This window comes from Devosia sp. Root105 (assembly GCF_001424865.1).
Lineage (GTDB): Bacteria > Pseudomonadota > Alphaproteobacteria > Rhizobiales > Devosiaceae > Devosia_A.
In genome coordinates this window covers 1-16,160 of sequence record NZ_LMCR01000011.1, presented here as the reverse complement: position 1 = coordinate 16,160, position 16,160 = coordinate 1, and the positions used below count along the sequence as shown (strand labels likewise).

Sequence of the window (16,160 nt, the reverse complement as noted above, 5' to 3'; positions counted from 1 at the left end):
CCCTCCACCGCCTTCGGCGGTCCCCCTCCCCCGCCACGCGGGGGAGGATCACGGAGAGGCCCGACGCATATCGCCCTGTGCGACTGCTCTGCCCCTCACAAGGAAGGGGCCCCCTGATGCAAGCCCTGCTCGCCCCGCTCGCGCTGCTGCTTGAGCGTCTCGTCGGCTACCCCAACAGCCTCGTCGCCCGCATCGGCCACCCGGTGATGTGGATCGGCAAGCTGATCTCGCTGCTCGATCTCAGGCTGAACCGCGGCGCCAACCGCCGCGGCAGGGGCGTACTGGCGCTCGTCGTCCTGCTCGCCGCTACCGGCCTCGTCACCGTGCCCCTCGCCTGGCTCTGCCGTCTCATCCCCTATGGCTTTATCCTCGAAGCCATTCTCGCCTCCACTTTTCTGGCCCAGAAGGCGCTCGGCGATGCCGTGCGATTCGTCGCCGCCGCGCTGCGCCGTAGCTTGCCCGAGGGGCGCACCGCGGTGAGCCACATTGTCGGCCGCGATCCGCAGTCGCTCGACCAGCCCGGCGTCGCCCGCGCCGCCATCGAGTCGCTGGCCGAATCCACCTCCGATGCGGTGGTCGCGCCGCTGTTCTGGCTGCTGCTGTTCGGCCTGCCCGGCATCGCGCTCTACAAGGCGGTGAACACCGCCGACTCGATGATCGGCCACAAGACCGAGCGGCACCTCGAATTCGGTTGGGCCAGCGCCCGCTTCGATGACCTGCTGAACCTGATCCCGGCGCGCCTCACCGCCTTGCTTATCGCCGGCGGCGCCTTCTTCACCAAGGGCGCCCATCCGGAGCTGGCCTGGTCCACGGCGCTGCGCGATGCAAGAAAGCACGAAAGCCCCAATGCCGGCTGGCCCGAAGCCGCCATGGCCGGCGCGCTCGGCTTCCGCCTCGGCGGCCCCCGGAGCTATGACGGCGACGTGGTGGATCTGCCGAGTTTCGGCGATGGCCGGGCGGAACTCGGAGCCGACGACATCGAGCGCTCGCTCAGGCTCTACGCTATGACCCTGAACCTGACGCTGGCGGTGACGGTGCTAGTGGCGGTGGTGGTTTGGCGACTAAGCTAGCTGAGAGAGACGGCCCCCTCCATCCTCCCCCACAAGGGGAGAGGTGCCCCGCCGGTTCACTTGGCACGATCGACGACAGAGCCTCGACTCTTCACCTCCCCCCTTGTGGGGGGGGCCGGGAGGGGGCCGTCTCTATCAGTCAGCCCTCAAGCCTCATGCACCCGCCGCTGCAGCACTTCTGCCTCCGGCGCCGACCCCTTCAGCACCATCGGCAGCCCGGCCACCACGAAATAGGCATCGTCGCAGATCTCGGCGATGCGCTGATGCGCCGAGCCGGCGAGGTCGCGGAACATCCGCGCCATGGCATTATCCGGCACGATCCCGAGGCCGACTTCGTTCGACACCAGGATCACCCGGGCGCTGGTCGTCGCCGCCAGCGTCGCCAGCAATTCGTCGACCGCCGCCGCCACGTTTTCGTTGGCGACGATCAGGTTGGTGATCCACAGCGTCAGGCAATCGACCAGGATCGCATCATGCGCCTTGGCGGCCTGCGCAATGGCCGCGCTCAGCCGCAGCGGCTCTTCGATGGTGGCGAAAGCCTGCGCCCGCTGCTGCTTGTGGCTCTCCACCCGCTCGCGCATTTCGGCATCGAGCGCCTGCGCTGTTGCCAGATAGGCCGGGCGCGTTCCGGCCCGCATCGCCAGCCGCTCGGCAAAGCCGGTCTTGCCCGAGCGTGCGCCGCCCAGCACCAGAACATGACCCATTTGTTGGCCTCCTTGCCGTCCTTGCTGCCCATGGAGCAATGCGCTGCGCCGGGCTTCGATCCATCGGCGGCGGACTCTGGCCGCATGCGAGCCATGCGGCAAGCGACCTTTCCAGCCGCTTTCCTTTGCTTATTCTACTTTCGTCTAGAAACCTTTGGCATTAAGGTCCGCGCCGGACTCGGGGGGCTCCTGGGTCGGCAAGCCACTAGTTGTCGCGAAGGAGTGCGCGTTCGGTGCCTAGGTACTATCTCGGGGTGGATGGTGGCGGCACCAACTGCCGCATCCGCCTCGCCAACGAGAACCTCGAAACCCTGGCCGACGCCGCCGGTGGTCGCTCGAACCTGCAGATCGAAGCCGGCGAGCCGGCTTTCCGCTCCATTACCGAGGGCACCAAAGAGGTGTTCCAGAAAGCCGGCATCGATATCGCCGAGGCGGCCAATACCTATGCCTGCTTCGGCATGGCCGGCGGCCGGCTGCCTTCGGCCCGCGAAGCCTTCGAGCAGCGCCCCTGGCCCTTCGCCAAGGTCCGCGTCTATGACGACATCGATATCGCCCGCGCCGGCGCCCATGGTGGCGAGGATGGTGCGGTAATCATCGTCGGCACCGGTTCGGCTGCCCTGGCCATGGTCAATGGCCAGCGCCACCAGTGCGGCGGCTGGGGCTTTCAGATCGGCGACCAGATGTCGGGCGCCATTCTCGGCCGCGAACTGGTGCGCCGCTCGGTCGAAGCTGCCGACGGCCTGCGGTCCGCCTCGCCGCTGACCGAAGCGGTGATCTCCAAGCTTGGCGGTTCGATCGATACGGTGATGGATTGGTCCTTCCCGCAAGACCCGCGCGGGCCGATGCCGGCCGGCAACGGCGCCCCGTCGACCCTGCTCGGCCGGGCGCCCGCCGAATTCGGCGCGCTGATCCCGCTGTTCTTCGATTTCTACGAAGCGGGCGATCCGGTGGCCAAAGAACTGATGGAGCTCGAGCTAAGCTACATCGACACCTATGTGCGCTGGTTCAAGGCGCGCGGCGTCACCCGCATGGCCGCCGTCGGCGGCTTCGGCACCCGCCTCTACCCGCTGATGATCGAGCGCCACGGCGACTTCATCGTCCGCCCCGTCGACGAGCCGCTGCACGGCGCCGTCATCCTTGCCAAGCAGAATTTCGCCTGAGTTTGAGTTGCCATGAACTACCTCGATAGGAGCTTGAAGAGCGTGTCCAGCCGTATCATCCCGGTCCAGCCCTTCGATTACGTGGTGTTCGGCGCCACCGGCGATCTCACCAAGCGCAAGCTCATTCCGGCGCTCTACCATCGCTTCAAGGATGGCCAGTTCGACGAGCACAGCCGCATCATCGGCGTGTCGCGCACCAAGCTGACAGATGCCGAGTTCCAGAAGCTCGCCCGCGAGTCGATCGAAACCTTTGTCGAAAAGTCCTACCAGGACAAAAAGACCATCGACCGCTTTATCGGCACCTTCTCCTACGTGCCCAACGACGTCACCGACGAGGCGCATTGGGGCGATCTATCGAAGAACCTGCGCGAGGATCCCAAGGTGGTCCGCGCCTTCTACCTCGCCATTGCGCCCGACCTGTTCGGGCCGACCTGCGAGTACATCCTCAAGAAGGGCTATTACCGGCGCGATGCCCGCGTGGTGATCGAAAAGCCGCTCGGCCACGACCTCGCCTCCTCGATCGAGATCAACGACGAAGTGTCCAAGATCTTCAAGGAAGATCAGGTCTACCGCATCGACCACTACCTCGGCAAAGAGACGGTGCAGAACCTGCTGGCTCTGCGCTTTGCCAACATCCTGTTCGAGCCGATCTGGAACTCCGCCCATATCGACCACGTGCAGATCACCGTCGCCGAGTCCGTCGGCGCCGGCACCCGTGGCTACTACGACGAATCCGGCGCGCTGCGTGACATGGTGCAGAACCACATCATCCAGCTGCTCTGCCTCGTCGCCATGGAGCCCCCGGCCTCCGACGCCGCCAACGCGCTGCGCGACGAAAAGCTCAAGGTGCTGCGCTCGCTGAAGCCGATCACCGGCGCCGATGTCGGCCGCGTCACCGTGCGCGGCCAGTATCGCGGTGGCAGCGTCGATGGCACCGCCGTTGCCAGCTACCAGGACGAACTGCCCGAGGAGAAGAAGGGCTCGCGCACCGAGACCTTCGTCGCCATCAAGGCCGAGATCGAGAACTGGCGCTGGTCGGGCGTGCCGTTCTACATCCGCACCGGCAAGCGGCTGGTGTCGCGCGCCTCGGAAATCGTCATCCAGTTCCGCAACATCCCGCACTCGATGTTCGACCATGCCCAGGGGGCGCCCAAGCCCAACCGGCTGGTCATCCGCATCCAGCCCGATGAAGGCGTGAAGCTGTTCCTGATGATCAAGGATCCGGGTCCTGGCGGCATGCGCCTGCGCGAAGTGCCGCTGAACCTTTCGTTCGCCGAAACCTTCGCCGAGCGTACGCCGGAAGCCTATGAGCGCCTGCTGCTCGACGTCATCCGCGGCCAGCAGACCCTGTTCATGCGCCGCGACGAGCTCGAGGCCGCCTGGGAGTGGGTCGATCCGATCCGCAATGGCTGGGATCTCGCCAATGACGCGCCGCAGACCTACACGGCCGGCACCTGGGGCCCGACCGGCGCCATCGCGCTGATCGAGCGCGACGGCCGCACCTGGCACGAGGACGGGCATTGAACGCGACCCGGCGCAGCTTCGGCACCAAGGAAGACCTGGCGCTCGCGCTGGCCGAGACCGTGGCCGAACATTTGAACGATGGCATCGCCGCCCGCGGGCAGGCGGTGCTCGCCGTTTCCGGCGGCTCGACCCCCGCACGGTTCTTCGCCGTGCTGGGCCGCCGCAAGGATATCGACTGGGAAAAAGTCACCGTCACCCTGGTCGATGAGCGCTGGGTGGACGAGACCAACGACCGCTCCAATGCGCTCCTGGTCAACGAGAAGCTGCTGCAAGGCCCGGCCGCCTCGGCGCATTTCGTGCCGCTCTATTCGGGCGGCGACGAGCCGACCGACGCTGCCATCGCTCGCACCAATATCGCGGTCAACGCCCTGCCGACGCCATTCGACGTGGTGATCCTCGGCATGGGCAATGACGGCCACACCGCATCGTTCTTTCCCGGCGGCGACAACCTAGCCGCGGCGCTGACCGGCGAGGGGCCGGCTCTCGCCATCCGGGCGCCGGGGGCCGGGGAGCCCCGGGTGACGCTGGTCCTCAGGCGCCTTCTCGACGCCTCGGGGCTCTATCTGCATATCGAGGGGGAGGAGAAGCTGGCGACGCTCGAAAGGGCTGCGTCGGAAGGTCCCGTTGAGGACATGCCGATCAGGTCTATTCTGCGTCAAAGCCAGACACCGCTGACTATCTTCTGGAGCCCCTGAGAGAGTGTTCAGGCGCTCCCCCAAGGAGCATGAAATGTCCGTCGTCAAGATCGTCCAGGAAGTCACCGACCGCATCGCGGCGCGGAGCGCCGGTTCACGTCGCGAGTATCTCGATCGCATCGAAGGCGCGCGGGTAGCGGGCGTGCATCGCGCCGCGCTCGCTTGCGGTAACCTGGCGCATGGCTTTGCCGCCTGCTCTCCGTCCGACAAGGCCAAGCTCGCCGGCTCCAAGGCGCTGAACCTCGGCATCGTCACCTCGTACAACGATATGCTGAGCGCCCATCAGCCTTACGAGACCTATCCCGAGATCATCAAGGATGCGGCCCGCCAGATCGGCGCCACGGCGCAGGTGGCGGGCGGCGTGCCCGCCATGTGCGACGGCGTCACCCAGGGCCAGCCGGGGATGGACCTTTCGCTGTTCAGCCGCGATGTCATCGCCATGGCCACGGCCATCGCGCTCAGCCACAACATGTTCGATGCCGCCGTCTATCTCGGCATCTGCGACAAGATCGTCCCTGGCCTGATGATCGGCGCGCTGACCTTCGGGCACCTGCCCGCCGTGTTCGTCCCCGCCGGCCCGATGCCCACCGGCATCTCCAACGACGAAAAGGCCAAGGTCCGCCAGCTCTATGCCGAGGGCAAGGTCGGCCGCGCCGAACTGCTGGAGTCGGAGGCCAAGTCCTACCACTCGCCCGGTACCTGCACCTTCTACGGCACGGCCAACTCCAACCAGATGCTGATGGAGATCATGGGCCTGCATCTGCCGGGCGCCAGCTTCGTCAACCCCAACACGCCGTTGCGCGAAGCGCTGACCCGCGAGGCGGCCAAGCGCGCCCTGTCGCTCACCGCCGAGGGCAATGACTACACCCCGATCGGCCACATCGTCGACGAGAAGGCCATCGTCAACGGGCTGGTCGGGCTGTTGGCGACCGGTGGTTCCACCAACCACACCATGCACCTCGTCGCCATCGCTGCCGCGGCCGGCCTCAAGGTCACCTGGGAAGATATGTCGGATTTGTCCGGCGGCGTGCCGCTGCTGGCTCGCGTCTATCCCAACGGCATCGCCGACGTGAACCATTTCCACGCCGCCGGCGGCATGGGCTTCATGATCCGCGAGCTGCTCGAAGCCGGGTACCTCCACGAAGACGTCAAGACCGTCTGGGGCGCCGGCCTCTCCGGCTACACCGTCGAAGCCAAGCTCATGGAAGATAAGCTCAGCTTTACGCCCTCGCCGGCCGTTTCCGGCAACCCCAAAGTGCTGGCGCCGGTGAAGGACGCCTTTTCCGCCAATGGCGGCCTCAAGGTGCTGTCGGGCAATCTCGGTAAGTCGGTGATCAAGGTCTCGGCGGTGAAGCCCGAGAACCGCGTCGTCGAAGCCCGGGCGCGGGTCTTCCACACCCAGGAAGGTATGCTCGCCGCCTTCAAGGCCGGTGAACTCACCGGCGACGTCATCGCCGTGGTCCGCTTCCAGGGCCCGAAATCGGTCGGCATGCCGGAGCTGCACAAGCTCACCCCGCAGCTCGGCATCCTGCAGGATCGCGGCCACAAGGTCGCGCTAGTCACCGACGGCCGCATGTCCGGCGCCTCGGGCAAGATCCCGGCCGCCATTCACATGACGCCGGAAGCCAGCGATGGCGGCGCCATCGCCAAGATCCGCGACGGCGACCTGATCCGGCTCGACGCCAACGAGGGCACGCTGACCTTCATCGGCGACGAGAAGGAATTCTTCTCCCGCACCCCGGCGACCGAGGATCTCCGCCGCGAACACTACGGCATGGGCCGCGAGCTCTTCGCCGGCTTCCGCGCCCTGGTCGGCACCGCCGACCGCGGCGCGAGTGTGTTCGGCTAGCAAGCCGCAAGCCTCTCAGTAGGAGGGTGTTGCTTCATGGATCCAGGAGAGGCCGCGGCGATGGGCGGCCATATAGCAGCGACCCAGTTCGTCACGCTTGCCAGTATCGCGTTTTTGGCGATCTCGATCATCGTGATGATCGCCTGGGCCCTGTTTGGGGCGCCGCTCAAGCACACAATTCGCCTCTCGCTCTTATTGATCGTGATGTTTGGTTCTGCCGGATTGTTTGTTCTGGCTCTGGCAAGCAGCTAGCGCGTCGCACTGCGCCGTTGATCCGCGCGGCATAGCCCCCGCACCTTGATGCTGACGCAATCGGCGTCTTGCCTGCGGGCGCGCGGCGGGGGAGATTGGCTGTGGCTTCGAAACTGGCCGTGACGGCGCTGCGGATCGCCGCTGCTTTGGCGTTGCTGGCGCTCCTTGGCGTGTCCCTCGTCCCGCTGCTCGGCCCCTGGCCCGGAGACATGATCGCGCCATTTCGACTGCAGCTCGCGGTCGCGGCCCTTGTCGGTTTGAGCGCAGCAGCGGCACTCAAAGACCTGCGATTGGTCGGCTTTGCCGGCATCGTCGTGGCGGCGACAGTCGTGCCGATCGCCACGCGGCTGATTGATCGCTCGGTCCTGCCCGAGACCGCGCCGGGTCGGCCCCTCAGCCTCGTCGTCGCCAACGTGCTTTGCGACAACACCCAGTATGACCGCGTCGTCGCGCTGGTGCGCGAACAGCAGAGCGACATCTTTGCCGCCGTCGAGACGACGCCGGAATGGGTGGCGTCGCTGGACGAGCTGAAGGATCAGTATCCCCACAGCTTCGCGCCGACGACGCTCGGCGTCTTTGGCGTGGCCCTCTACGCCAAACGCCCGTTCTCGGCGACGCTCCTCTACGCTGGCCGCCGGCAATTGCCGCTGCTGCGGGCCGATTTCGGCGATATGGTGGTCTATGTCGCGCACCCGATGCCGCCTGCCAATGCGAGGCTGACCGCCGACAATCGCGATTACATCGAGGCCTTAGCGGCAGCGGTTGGCGCCGAGACGCATCCGGTGATCATCGCCGGCGACCTGAACACCACGCTGTGGTCGAACAACATCGAGCCGTTGCTTCGCCAGCCCATGCAATGGCCGGCGAACTCGGGGCTCGCCTACTCCTGGCCGACGGCGAGGCCATGGATGGCCATCCAGATCGACCAGGTGCTGACGAGGGGAATGACCGCCGGCAGTTACCGGACGCTCGGCGATGTGGGATCAGATCACTATCCGGTTCGGGTCGATCTGGTGATCTGATACGGAGTCGGGCCCATAACCGGGTTGTGGATACTGTGCCACGCTTGCTGCCGATGTGATCGGCAGCGCCCAGAAAATTCTTGTTCCTATTTTAAGGCGCGTGCACTGTCGCAAAAGGGGGCCGGTGCTGATTTGCCCGGCTGTGACGGTTGCCCTGGCAACTGATCGACAGGAGGGAAGCGTGCTTGCAAGAATTGCCATTGCCGCGTTGGCGTCGGCTTCGATGGTCTCGGGCGCGCTCGCCTGGGATGGGGCGAGGGCCTATCACCTGCGTCCGGGCGGGGCGAGCGACATCAGCCTGGCGCTGAACCTGCTCCATGTCGAGAACACCCTCCTCGGACTCGGGGACACCACGCTGGACGTGGGGGTGCTGACCCCGACCTATCGCAAGACCTTCGACATCATGGGCGATGTCGGCTTCGTGCTGATCGGACTGCCGGTCGGCGGCATGACGTTCGACTCGTTGCTCCCCACCGTCGACACGGGCATCGCCCAAGGCGATCTGGTGCTCGGCGCGGGTGTGGGACTGGTGGGGATGCCGGCCCTCGCCCCCATGGACTACGCCATGCACAAGCCGGGCTTCCAGGCCATGGTCGAGGGTAAGCTGTTCCTGCCCACCGGCGATTATGATGCCAACCGGATGGTGAACCTCGGACAAAATCGCTGGACCTTCCAGGCCAGCCTTCCCATCAGCTATGCGCTGGGCGACAATATGATCGATCCGGAGCTGACCACCTTCGAAATCCGGCCAGTAGTGGTGATCTTCGGCGACAACGAGGATCCCTTCGTTGATGTCCCCGCCAACGTGGTGAGCCAGGCTCCGATCTTCGGCCTCGAAGGCCATATCACCCGCAATTTCGGCAACAGCATCTGGGCCGCTGTCGATGCCTACTACGAGACCGGCGGCGAGACCTCGTGGGATGGCGTCGCGAAGGGCGACGGGGTGGAGACGCTGGCGCTCGGCGCCACCCTCGGCCTGGTGCTCAGCCCGAATGTCGCGACCCGCATGACCTATCGCCACACTGTCTATTCCAGTGACCCGGACCTCTCGGGGCACGCCCTCGAGATCACCGCTGCCTATCTGTTCTGACGCCTACTCGGCGGCGGCCGCGTAGGCCGCCTCCATCTTGGCGAAAGCCGACACGGCCGGCTGCGGCGCGCCCAGGTGGATGTGCCGCAACTCGTCCATGAACTCTTCCCAGAGCTGCGGGCCGCCATCCTCGAGCACCTGTGCGCCGGTCGCGAGGTCCGCTGCGGGCAGGGTGTGGCGCAGTCCCCAACTGCCCATCACCGCCATCAGCGGCACCAGTTCGATCGCCTTCTCGGTCAGCGAATAGACCACGCGCTGCTTGTGGCTGGGGTCCCGGCTGCGGGTCAGCAGCCCATTGGCGGTGAGCCGCTTCAGCCGGTCGGTGAGGATGTTGGAGGCGATCCCCTCGATGCTCTCCGTCAGGTAGGAGCGGAAGCTGCGCGGCCGGCCACCGAACATCGAGTCGCGCAGGATGATCAGGCTCCAGCGATCGCCAAAAGTTTCGAGCGTATTGTTGATCGGGCACCCTGCGCGTCGGTAGCTCATCGAAATCCATCCGCAAAACTGGTTGCAAAATAGAGGTGGTTTCCAGCCGAGCCCGACTGTTAGCACAGGGACCGGCGCAAATGAACGCGACCCCTTCGGATCGCCGCCGCCCGACAGGAGCCACGCATGGCCAAGCTCATATTTGGAATGATGCAGTCCCTCGATGGCTATGTCGCCGGCGCCGAGGGCCAGCCCGGCCTGCCGATGCCCGACGACGCGCTTCACCTCCATTTCAGCTCCCAGCTCAGCGGCTTCTCCGGCAGCCTCCTCGGCCGGCGCATGTACGAGATCATGCGCTACTGGGACGAGGAGGAAGCTGAAGAGGGCGAGGCCGGTCTCGCCTTCGCCACAGCCTGGCGGGCAAAGCCGAAATGGGTCGTCTCACGCACCCTGAAATCGGTCGGGCCGAACGCCACGGTGCTGAGCGGCGATCTCGAAGCGTCCATCAAGGCGCTGAAGGCCGAGCAGGAGGGCGTTATCGACGTCGCCGGCCCGGAGCTGGCGGGAGGCTTGAGCGCGCTTGGCCTCATCGATGAATACCAGCTCTACCTCCGGCCCTTTGTGCTTGGCCGCGGCAAGCCATTCTTCCACGGCCCCCGGCCGCCGCTCCGCCTCCAATCCAGCGAACAGATCGGCGATACGATGCGGCTCGTCTACGTCCCCGCCTGACCGGCAGGCAGACCTGGCAGGACGGAGAACTGCAATGCGGAACAGAGCCGCGATGAAGGCCGCTGTAGCCGGATCGGCGGTCGCCGAAGCGGCCGTTGGGCAAACCCTGCGCAAGGGAGCGCGAGCGCTATGCTGAGCTGGCAGGTCGGGCGGGTGAAGATCACTCGCATTGTCGAAATGGATCTGCCGATCCCGGCCTCGTTCATGGCCGGCGCTACACCCGAGGCGCTGCGCCGGCTGCCCTGGCTTTATCCGCACTTCGTCAGCGCTGACGACAGAACCCTCAACCTCAGCGTGCATGCGCTGCTGGTCGAGGCGCCCGGGCTGCGGCTGGTGGTCGATACCTGCGTCGGCAACGATCGGCCGCGCGAGTTCACCGGCGGCGAGGCCCTGTCGACACCGTTCCTCGCGCAACTGAGCGAGGCGGCCTGGTCGCGCGACGGCGTCGATGCGGTGGTCTGCACCCATCTCGATGTCGACCATATTGGCTGGAACACCATGCTCGAAGCGGGCAGGTGGGTGCCGACCTTCCCGCGGGCGCGTTACCTGATCGGCCGGCAGGAATATGAGTTCTGGAAGGGCGTCGACGAAGCCGAGCAGGTGGCGGCGATGGCGGACAGCATCAAGCCGATCTTCGATGCCGGCCTCGTCCAACTGGTCGAACAGGATCACGTGCTCTCACCCGAAGTCCGGCTCACCCCGTCGAACGGCCACACCCCGGGCCATGTCAGTGTGTTGATCGAGTCCGACGGCGCACGAGCGGTGATCACCGGCGACATGACCCACCATCCCTGCCAGATGGCGCACCCCGACTGGACGCTCGCCGACATCGACTCCAAGCTCGCGATCGACACCCGTTCGCGGCTCTTCGCCGAATGGGCCGATCAGCCGATCCTCGTCATCGGCACCCACTTCGCCGCCCCAACGGCCGGCCACATCCACCGCGACGGCGACGCGTTCCGGTTCGAGGTTTAGGTCCCCTCACGATTGAGCTGAGGCGCCAGCTGAGTGATCGCAGGTGAGCGTGGCTCTCAGTGCTCGAACTAACCCACTGCAAGTACCCCACCCTCGGTGTCATCCCAGCGAAAGCTGGGACCCAACTCGCCGCAGCGCAGGTGGATGAATGGGTCCCAGCTTTCGCTGGGATGATAGCGGGTGGCTGCGGTAGTTCAGTGCCACTTCCCCTTAGCCGATGCAGCCAATGACCAAACGCTTTCGCGCTGCATCAGGCAAGCTTCACTGGTCTTTCAGCCTGTAATCGAGCGTCGGCCAATCGCTGCTGGCGAGCCACTGCAGCAAGTGCTCCCGGAACGGCAGCGCGGCAACCACCGCGCCCGTCCGCCACCACCAGACCACATCGGCCGCCTGCTCTCCGGCAATCGACGGATAGACATAGAGGCAACCGAGGTATTCGCCGGCCCGGCTTTCGATCACCCAGGCGAAACTGCGCCGGGCCTCGAACTCCCGTTGATGCCAGGCGAGATCGATCAGGTTCTTCTCTTTGGTCAGGCCATCCGGCCAGCTCGATCCCGGGCTCGCGGCCTTGATGTCGGCCGCGCTCTGCATCACGGCATTGAAGTCCGGCTCCAGATCGCTGACCGACAGAGCCCGCAGCGTGACCTCGCCGAGGACATGCACGGCCGGGATCGAGCGGTCCTTGAACGCGGGGTGCGGCCTCATCCGGTCACCCGGGCGACCGGTCGGACCTCGGCCAGCCGCCTGACCGAATAGTCATCCTTCCAGCACACCGCCGCTTCCCAGGCTGCCGAGGCCTGGGCGACGATGTCCTGCGCCTCGGCCTCGAAGCCGGCGGCGTTATGAGGCAGGTCGAGATCGAGATCGGCGATGTCGACATGTGCTTCGTCCCAATCGATCAGCGCCACCCGGTCGCCGGTCATCCTCACGTTGCCGGGGTTGGGATCGCCATGCACCGCGCTCATTGGCCGCCCGGCAAGCCGCGCCCAGGCGGCCCGGCAGCGAGCCACCGCCTCGGCCGGCATCGCATTGAGGTTGATCCGCGTTCCGGTGTCCGCCACCAGCAGGTCGGTCGAGGAGCGCCAGCCCGGGCGCTGCGGCCAGCCCGCCGTCAGACGGTGCAGCTCGCGCAGCGTCTCGGCCACCCGGCGCCAGTCGTCCGCCGATTGCGGCGGCCCGCCCTCCATGTACTTCATCACCACCAGGCCATCCGCGAACAGGCGTCCATCCGTGGTCGGGATCGGTGCCGGTACGACGAGGCCGTTGCGCTCGAGATGCAGCAGCAACTCGGCCTCCCAGGCGAGGTCGGCGTCACCCCGCTTGCCGAGCCGTGCCACCGCCAGTTCTCCGCCGATCCGCACGCTCCAGATGTCGTTGGCGACGCCACCCTTGAGCCGTTCGACCCGCACCGCATCATTTCCCCATAACCCGAGCGCTTCCCAACCCACCTGCAACATCCCTCGATATGCAAAAACGCCGCGCTAGTGCGGCCCTGGCCCCGAACAACGCCGGTCAGGCACCGGCCGAGGACCGACGCGAAGTCCGCGTGCCGCCAATCACTCTTGAGGCCATGCGCCGGTCAACCCCCATTCCGCAGCTTGACACTTCCGTTGCAATGCTGAATTGAATTCAATTCAAGATTGTGAGCGCCCGTGAATGACCAACACCCGCCAAAACCTCATCGCTGCCGCCCAGGCCGAGCTCATCGCCGGGCACGGCCATCTCGAGATGCAGGCGGTCGCCAGGCGGGCCAAGGTTTCGGTCGGGCTCGCCTACCACCACTTCGGCTCGAAGAGCGGGCTGATCGCGGCGGTGGTGGAAGCATTCTACGCCGAGCTGAATGCCGCGGCTTTCGACAATGCCGAGTTTCCCGCCGGCAACTGGGCCGAGCGTGAAAAGGCGCGCATCGGTGCCTACGTGGCGTTCCACTACGCCCACCCGTTTGCGCCCCTGGTGATCGGCGCGCTGAGCCGGTCGCCCGAGGTGCTCGATGTCGAGACAGCTTTCACCAACCAGACCCTCACGGGCGGCGAAGCCATGATCCGGGCGGCGCAGCACGATGGCATCGTTCGGCCGGACCTCGACCCCGCGTTGACCATCGCCTTGATGAGCGGCGGCATCCGGCAGGCGATGCTCGGCGCCCTGACGCGGGAGGATCGGCCCACCCCAGACGCGCTCACCGAAGCGATCTGGAGCTTCATGGCCGCGGCGCTGCGCCCGGCCAGCTGACCGCGAGAGATCCATCATGCCGACGCCGCTCGACTTTCACCGCCCGCAGCCCGCCTACGACCGCAGCGAACTGCTCCGCTCGTCCGCCGGCGGCTATTTCGGCCCCGGCAATGCCCAATTGCCGGCGCCGCCGATGCTGATGATGGACCGCATCACCGCCATCAGCCGCGATGGTGGCGCCTACGGCAAAGGTCACGTCATTGGTGAGCTGGCGATCACCCCCGAGCTCTGGTTCTTCGCCTGCCACTTTCCCGGTGATCCGGTGATGCCCGGGTGCCTCGGGCTCGACGCCATGTGGCAGATCATCGGTTTCTGGCTGGGCTGGTCGGGGCTGCCGGGCAAGGGCCGAGCGGTCGGTGTCGGCGAGATGAAGTTCCGCGGCCAGATCACCCCTGAGACGCGCCTCGTCCGTTACGAGGTCAGCATCCGCCAGGTTCGGCGCGGCAGGCTGCCGATCGGTGTCGCCGATGGCAGCGTCTATGCCGACGAGTCTTGCGTCTATGTCGCGAGGGACATGCGCGTCACCCTGATCGGCGGCACCACGTCCGAATAGCCACGGCGGCGGTTCTGGTCCCCGGCATTGTCTCGCTGCCGTCTCAGAGGCAGGGTAGGCGGACAGGCGCCAACCAGCCCTTAGGTCCCCTCCCCGCAAGGGGGCGGCAGCCTCGATGCCAGTGTCTTGGTCTCCCTCCCTTACGGGGAGGGGTGGGGCACACGCACCGGCACACGTTGATTCCATCGTCGTCAGCCACACCTGACGAGCCCGCGAACCCTAAGTCGCCTCGAGCTTCGCCCGCACGCTGTCGCGCATCCTGGCCATGCGCTGCTGCATCTCCATCACCCCGTCGATATCCTCACCGCTGGCCAGCGCCAGTTCCACCGCGGCCATTTGGCCGTCGGCCTTGAGCGCGAGCCCGGCCTCGGTGATCTCGATATCCAGCACGCGCTCGTCGTCCCTGTTGCGGGTGCGCTTCACCAGTCCCGCCGCCTCGAGCTTCTTGAGTAGTGGCGTCAGCGTGTTCGATTCCAGCATCACCAGGTCGGTGAGTGCCTTCATCGTGATCTTGCCGTTTTCCCACAGCACCATCATCACCACGAATTGCGGGTAAGTGAGGCCGAGCTTGTCCAGCATCGGCCGGTAGAACCGGCTGAAGGCGTGGCTCAGCGAATAGGCTGAGAAGCACAGCAGCAGATCGAGCTTCAACTGCTCGGCGATCTCTTTCTTGTCCATCGGATGTCTCCAGTCGTGCCCTCTATATAGAGCGTATGCGATCTAATCGCAAGCGATCAATGCATGGCAGCCATGCAGGATCATGCGTTGTCCGAAATTCAATCGCGTGCGATTTAATCGTCATCGCAATGACGCGACCGACTTTCAAACGGGAGATTGAAATGACCGCGAACCTCGAAACCTCAGCAGCCTTTGCCGCCGCCAATGCCGCAAAGAGCAAGACTGCCCTGTTCATCACCGGCGCCTGGATGCACACCTCGAGCTGGGACAAGCTGCGCTCGGTGTTCGAAGCCGCCGGCTACAAGACCCTGGCTCCGGCCTGGCCCTACCTCGAAGGCAACCCGGCCGAGCTTCGCGCCCACCCCGACAAGCGGCTGGGCGGCCTGACCTTCAAGAAGATCGTCGATCACTATGCGTCGATCATCGACGGCCTCGACGAACAGCCGGTCATCATCGGCCACTCGATGGGCGGCCTCATCACCCAGCTGCTGCTCGATCGCGGCTACGGCATCGCCGGTATCGCCATGGATCCCGGTCCGATTGCCGGTGCGTTGCCCGGCCCGGTCTCGCTGCTCGCCGCCCTGCCGCCGATCTTCGCCGGCCCAGGCAATAGCCAGACGATTACCCGCGAGGGCTTTGCCAAGAACTTCGCCAACACTCTGACTGCCGCCGACCAGCAGATCGCCTATGACGATTACGTCGTGCCCACCCCGACCAACATCTTCTACCAGGCCGCCGGCATGTTCGGCACCGCGGTGAAGGTGAAGGCGAGGAAGCAACCTCTGCTGGTGATCTCGGCTGAACACGACCGCACCGTCACTCCATATCTCGCCAAGGCGATCTTCAACATCCAGAAGAAGTCCCCGGCTCGCACCGACTTCCACCAGTTCGCCGACCGCTCGCACTTTCTTGCCGGCGAGAAGGGCTGGGAAGAAGTCGCCCACTACGCCCTCGACTGGGCCAACGAAGTCACCGCGGCTCCCTCGATCCACTGAGTGTTCGGTGGCTCTCCCGAAAAGGCATCCTCAGCGTGTCTGAGGGGCCTTTTCGTATCCGAAAGTAGGGCACATTCGTTTACTCCCCACCGGATGTCATCCCTGCGAAAGTGTGTTGTTCCGGCGGATTGGCGGGATGGACTCGGTGTAGAACGAGGCGTTGCCTTTGTCAGGGAGCGCTTGGGATGGATCTGAAGTTGCACGCCAAT

General features: G+C 65.7%; 18 protein-coding genes. 13 read left to right on the top strand and 5 right to left on the bottom strand.

Translation table 11 applies throughout. From position 1 onward, the window contains the following. Nucleotides 1-116: 116 nt before the first annotated feature. The gene (cbiB, locus tag ASC68_RS08535) at nt 117-1,070 is read left to right on the top strand and encodes an adenosylcobinamide-phosphate synthase CbiB (protein ID WP_055877781.1); all 954 of its coding nucleotides are present in this window, start codon (nt 117-119) and stop codon (nt 1,068-1,070) included. A 146-nt stretch (nt 1,071-1,216) separates the two neighbouring features. Here the strand turns inward: cbiB and cobU are convergent, their stop codons facing one another. Beyond that, nucleotides 1,217-1,774 (bottom strand): bifunctional adenosylcobinamide kinase/adenosylcobinamide-phosphate guanylyltransferase, encoded by a 558-nt coding sequence (cobU, locus tag ASC68_RS08530; RefSeq protein ID WP_055877779.1) that lies wholly within the window; start codon nt 1,772-1,774, stop codon nt 1,217-1,219. A gap of 233 nt (nt 1,775-2,007) precedes the next feature. On the opposite strand from cobU, the gene ASC68_RS08525 reads away from it, so the two are divergent. The 7 genes from ASC68_RS08525 to ASC68_RS08495 all read left to right on the top strand — a co-directional run bounded on the left by ASC68_RS08525 (nt 2,008) and on the right by ASC68_RS08495 (nt 9,366). Then, a complete protein-coding gene (locus ASC68_RS08525; protein WP_162247945.1) occupies nt 2,008-2,934 on the top strand; it encodes a BadF/BadG/BcrA/BcrD ATPase family protein in 927 nt (308 codons plus the stop codon). A gap of 42 nt (nt 2,935-2,976) precedes the next feature. Beyond that, on the top strand, nt 2,977-4,458 hold the full coding sequence (gene zwf, locus ASC68_RS08520; RefSeq protein ID WP_055877791.1) for a glucose-6-phosphate dehydrogenase: 1,482 nt from the start codon (nt 2,977-2,979) through the stop codon (nt 4,456-4,458). Further along, a complete protein-coding gene (gene pgl / locus ASC68_RS08515) occupies nt 4,455-5,153 on the top strand; it encodes a 6-phosphogluconolactonase (RefSeq protein ID WP_055877774.1) in 699 nt (232 codons plus the stop codon). The genes zwf and pgl overlap by 4 nt, the downstream gene beginning before the upstream one ends. A 34-nt stretch (nt 5,154-5,187) precedes the next feature. Continuing rightward, nucleotides 5,188-7,002: a phosphogluconate dehydratase gene (gene edd, locus ASC68_RS08510; RefSeq protein WP_055877771.1), complete on the top strand. Its 1,815-nt coding sequence runs from the start codon at nt 5,188-5,190 to the stop codon at nt 7,000-7,002. Nucleotides 7,003-7,038: 36 nt separating this feature from the next. Beyond that, a complete protein-coding gene (locus ASC68_RS08505; protein ID WP_055877769.1) occupies nt 7,039-7,254 on the top strand; it encodes a hypothetical protein in 216 nt (71 codons plus the stop codon). 101 nt (nt 7,255-7,355) lie between these two features. Further along, entirely contained in the window at nt 7,356-8,276 is a 921-nt protein-coding gene (locus ASC68_RS08500) for an endonuclease/exonuclease/phosphatase family protein (protein ID WP_055877766.1), read from the top strand. A 181-nt stretch (nt 8,277-8,457) separates the two neighbouring features. Continuing rightward, entirely contained in the window at nt 8,458-9,366 is a 909-nt protein-coding gene (locus ASC68_RS08495) for a transporter (protein WP_156387291.1), read from the top strand. Between the two features lie 3 nt (nt 9,367-9,369). Here ASC68_RS08495 and ASC68_RS08490 read toward each other — a convergent pair whose 3' ends face one another. Further along, on the bottom strand, nt 9,370-9,852 hold the full coding sequence (locus tag ASC68_RS08490; protein ID WP_197421139.1) for a helix-turn-helix domain-containing protein: 483 nt from the start codon (nt 9,850-9,852) through the stop codon (nt 9,370-9,372). A 126-nt stretch (nt 9,853-9,978) separates the two neighbouring features. Here ASC68_RS08490 and ASC68_RS08485 point away from each other — a divergent pair, with 126 nt between their 5' ends. Both ASC68_RS08485 and ASC68_RS08480 read left to right on the top strand, forming a co-directional pair. Next, nucleotides 9,979-10,521, top strand: a complete 543-nt coding sequence (locus ASC68_RS08485) for a dihydrofolate reductase family protein (RefSeq protein ID WP_055877759.1) — start codon at nt 9,979-9,981, stop codon at nt 10,519-10,521. Nucleotides 10,522-10,650: 129 nt separating this feature from the next. Then, entirely contained in the window at nt 10,651-11,496 is an 846-nt protein-coding gene (locus ASC68_RS08480) for an MBL fold metallo-hydrolase (RefSeq protein ID WP_349236237.1), read from the top strand. Nucleotides 11,497-11,757: 261 nt separating this feature from the next. On the opposite strand, the gene ASC68_RS08475 is transcribed toward ASC68_RS08480, so the two are convergent. Then, entirely contained in the window at nt 11,758-12,201 is a 444-nt protein-coding gene (locus tag ASC68_RS08475) for a hypothetical protein (protein WP_055877756.1), read from the bottom strand. Beyond that, nucleotides 12,198-12,944 carry a phosphotransferase gene (locus ASC68_RS08470; protein WP_055877784.1) on the bottom strand — a complete coding sequence of 249 codons (747 nt, stop codon included), beginning with the start codon at nt 12,942-12,944 and terminating at the stop codon, nt 12,198-12,200. The genes ASC68_RS08475 and ASC68_RS08470 overlap by 4 nt, the downstream gene beginning before the upstream one ends. A gap of 208 nt (nt 12,945-13,152) precedes the next feature. On the opposite strand from ASC68_RS08470, the gene ASC68_RS08465 reads away from it, so the two are divergent. Beyond that, complete coding sequence (locus ASC68_RS08465; protein WP_055877753.1) at nt 13,153-13,725, top strand: TetR/AcrR family transcriptional regulator; 573 nt, start codon at nt 13,153-13,155, stop codon at nt 13,723-13,725. 16 nt (nt 13,726-13,741) lie between these two features. Then, nucleotides 13,742-14,278, top strand: a complete 537-nt coding sequence (gene fabA / locus ASC68_RS08460) for a bifunctional 3-hydroxydecanoyl-ACP dehydratase/trans-2-decenoyl-ACP isomerase (RefSeq protein ID WP_055877751.1) — start codon at nt 13,742-13,744, stop codon at nt 14,276-14,278. A 219-nt stretch (nt 14,279-14,497) separates the two neighbouring features. On the opposite strand, the gene ASC68_RS08455 is transcribed toward fabA, so the two are convergent. Then, entirely contained in the window at nt 14,498-14,956 is a 459-nt protein-coding gene (locus ASC68_RS08455) for a MarR family transcriptional regulator (protein WP_055877748.1), read from the bottom strand. Between the two features lie 161 nt (nt 14,957-15,117). On the opposite strand from ASC68_RS08455, the gene ASC68_RS08450 reads away from it, so the two are divergent. Beyond that, nucleotides 15,118-15,951, top strand: coding sequence for an alpha/beta fold hydrolase (locus tag ASC68_RS08450; RefSeq protein WP_055877745.1), 834 nt, complete (start codon nt 15,118-15,120; stop codon nt 15,949-15,951). Nucleotides 15,952-16,160: the final 209 nt, after the last annotated feature.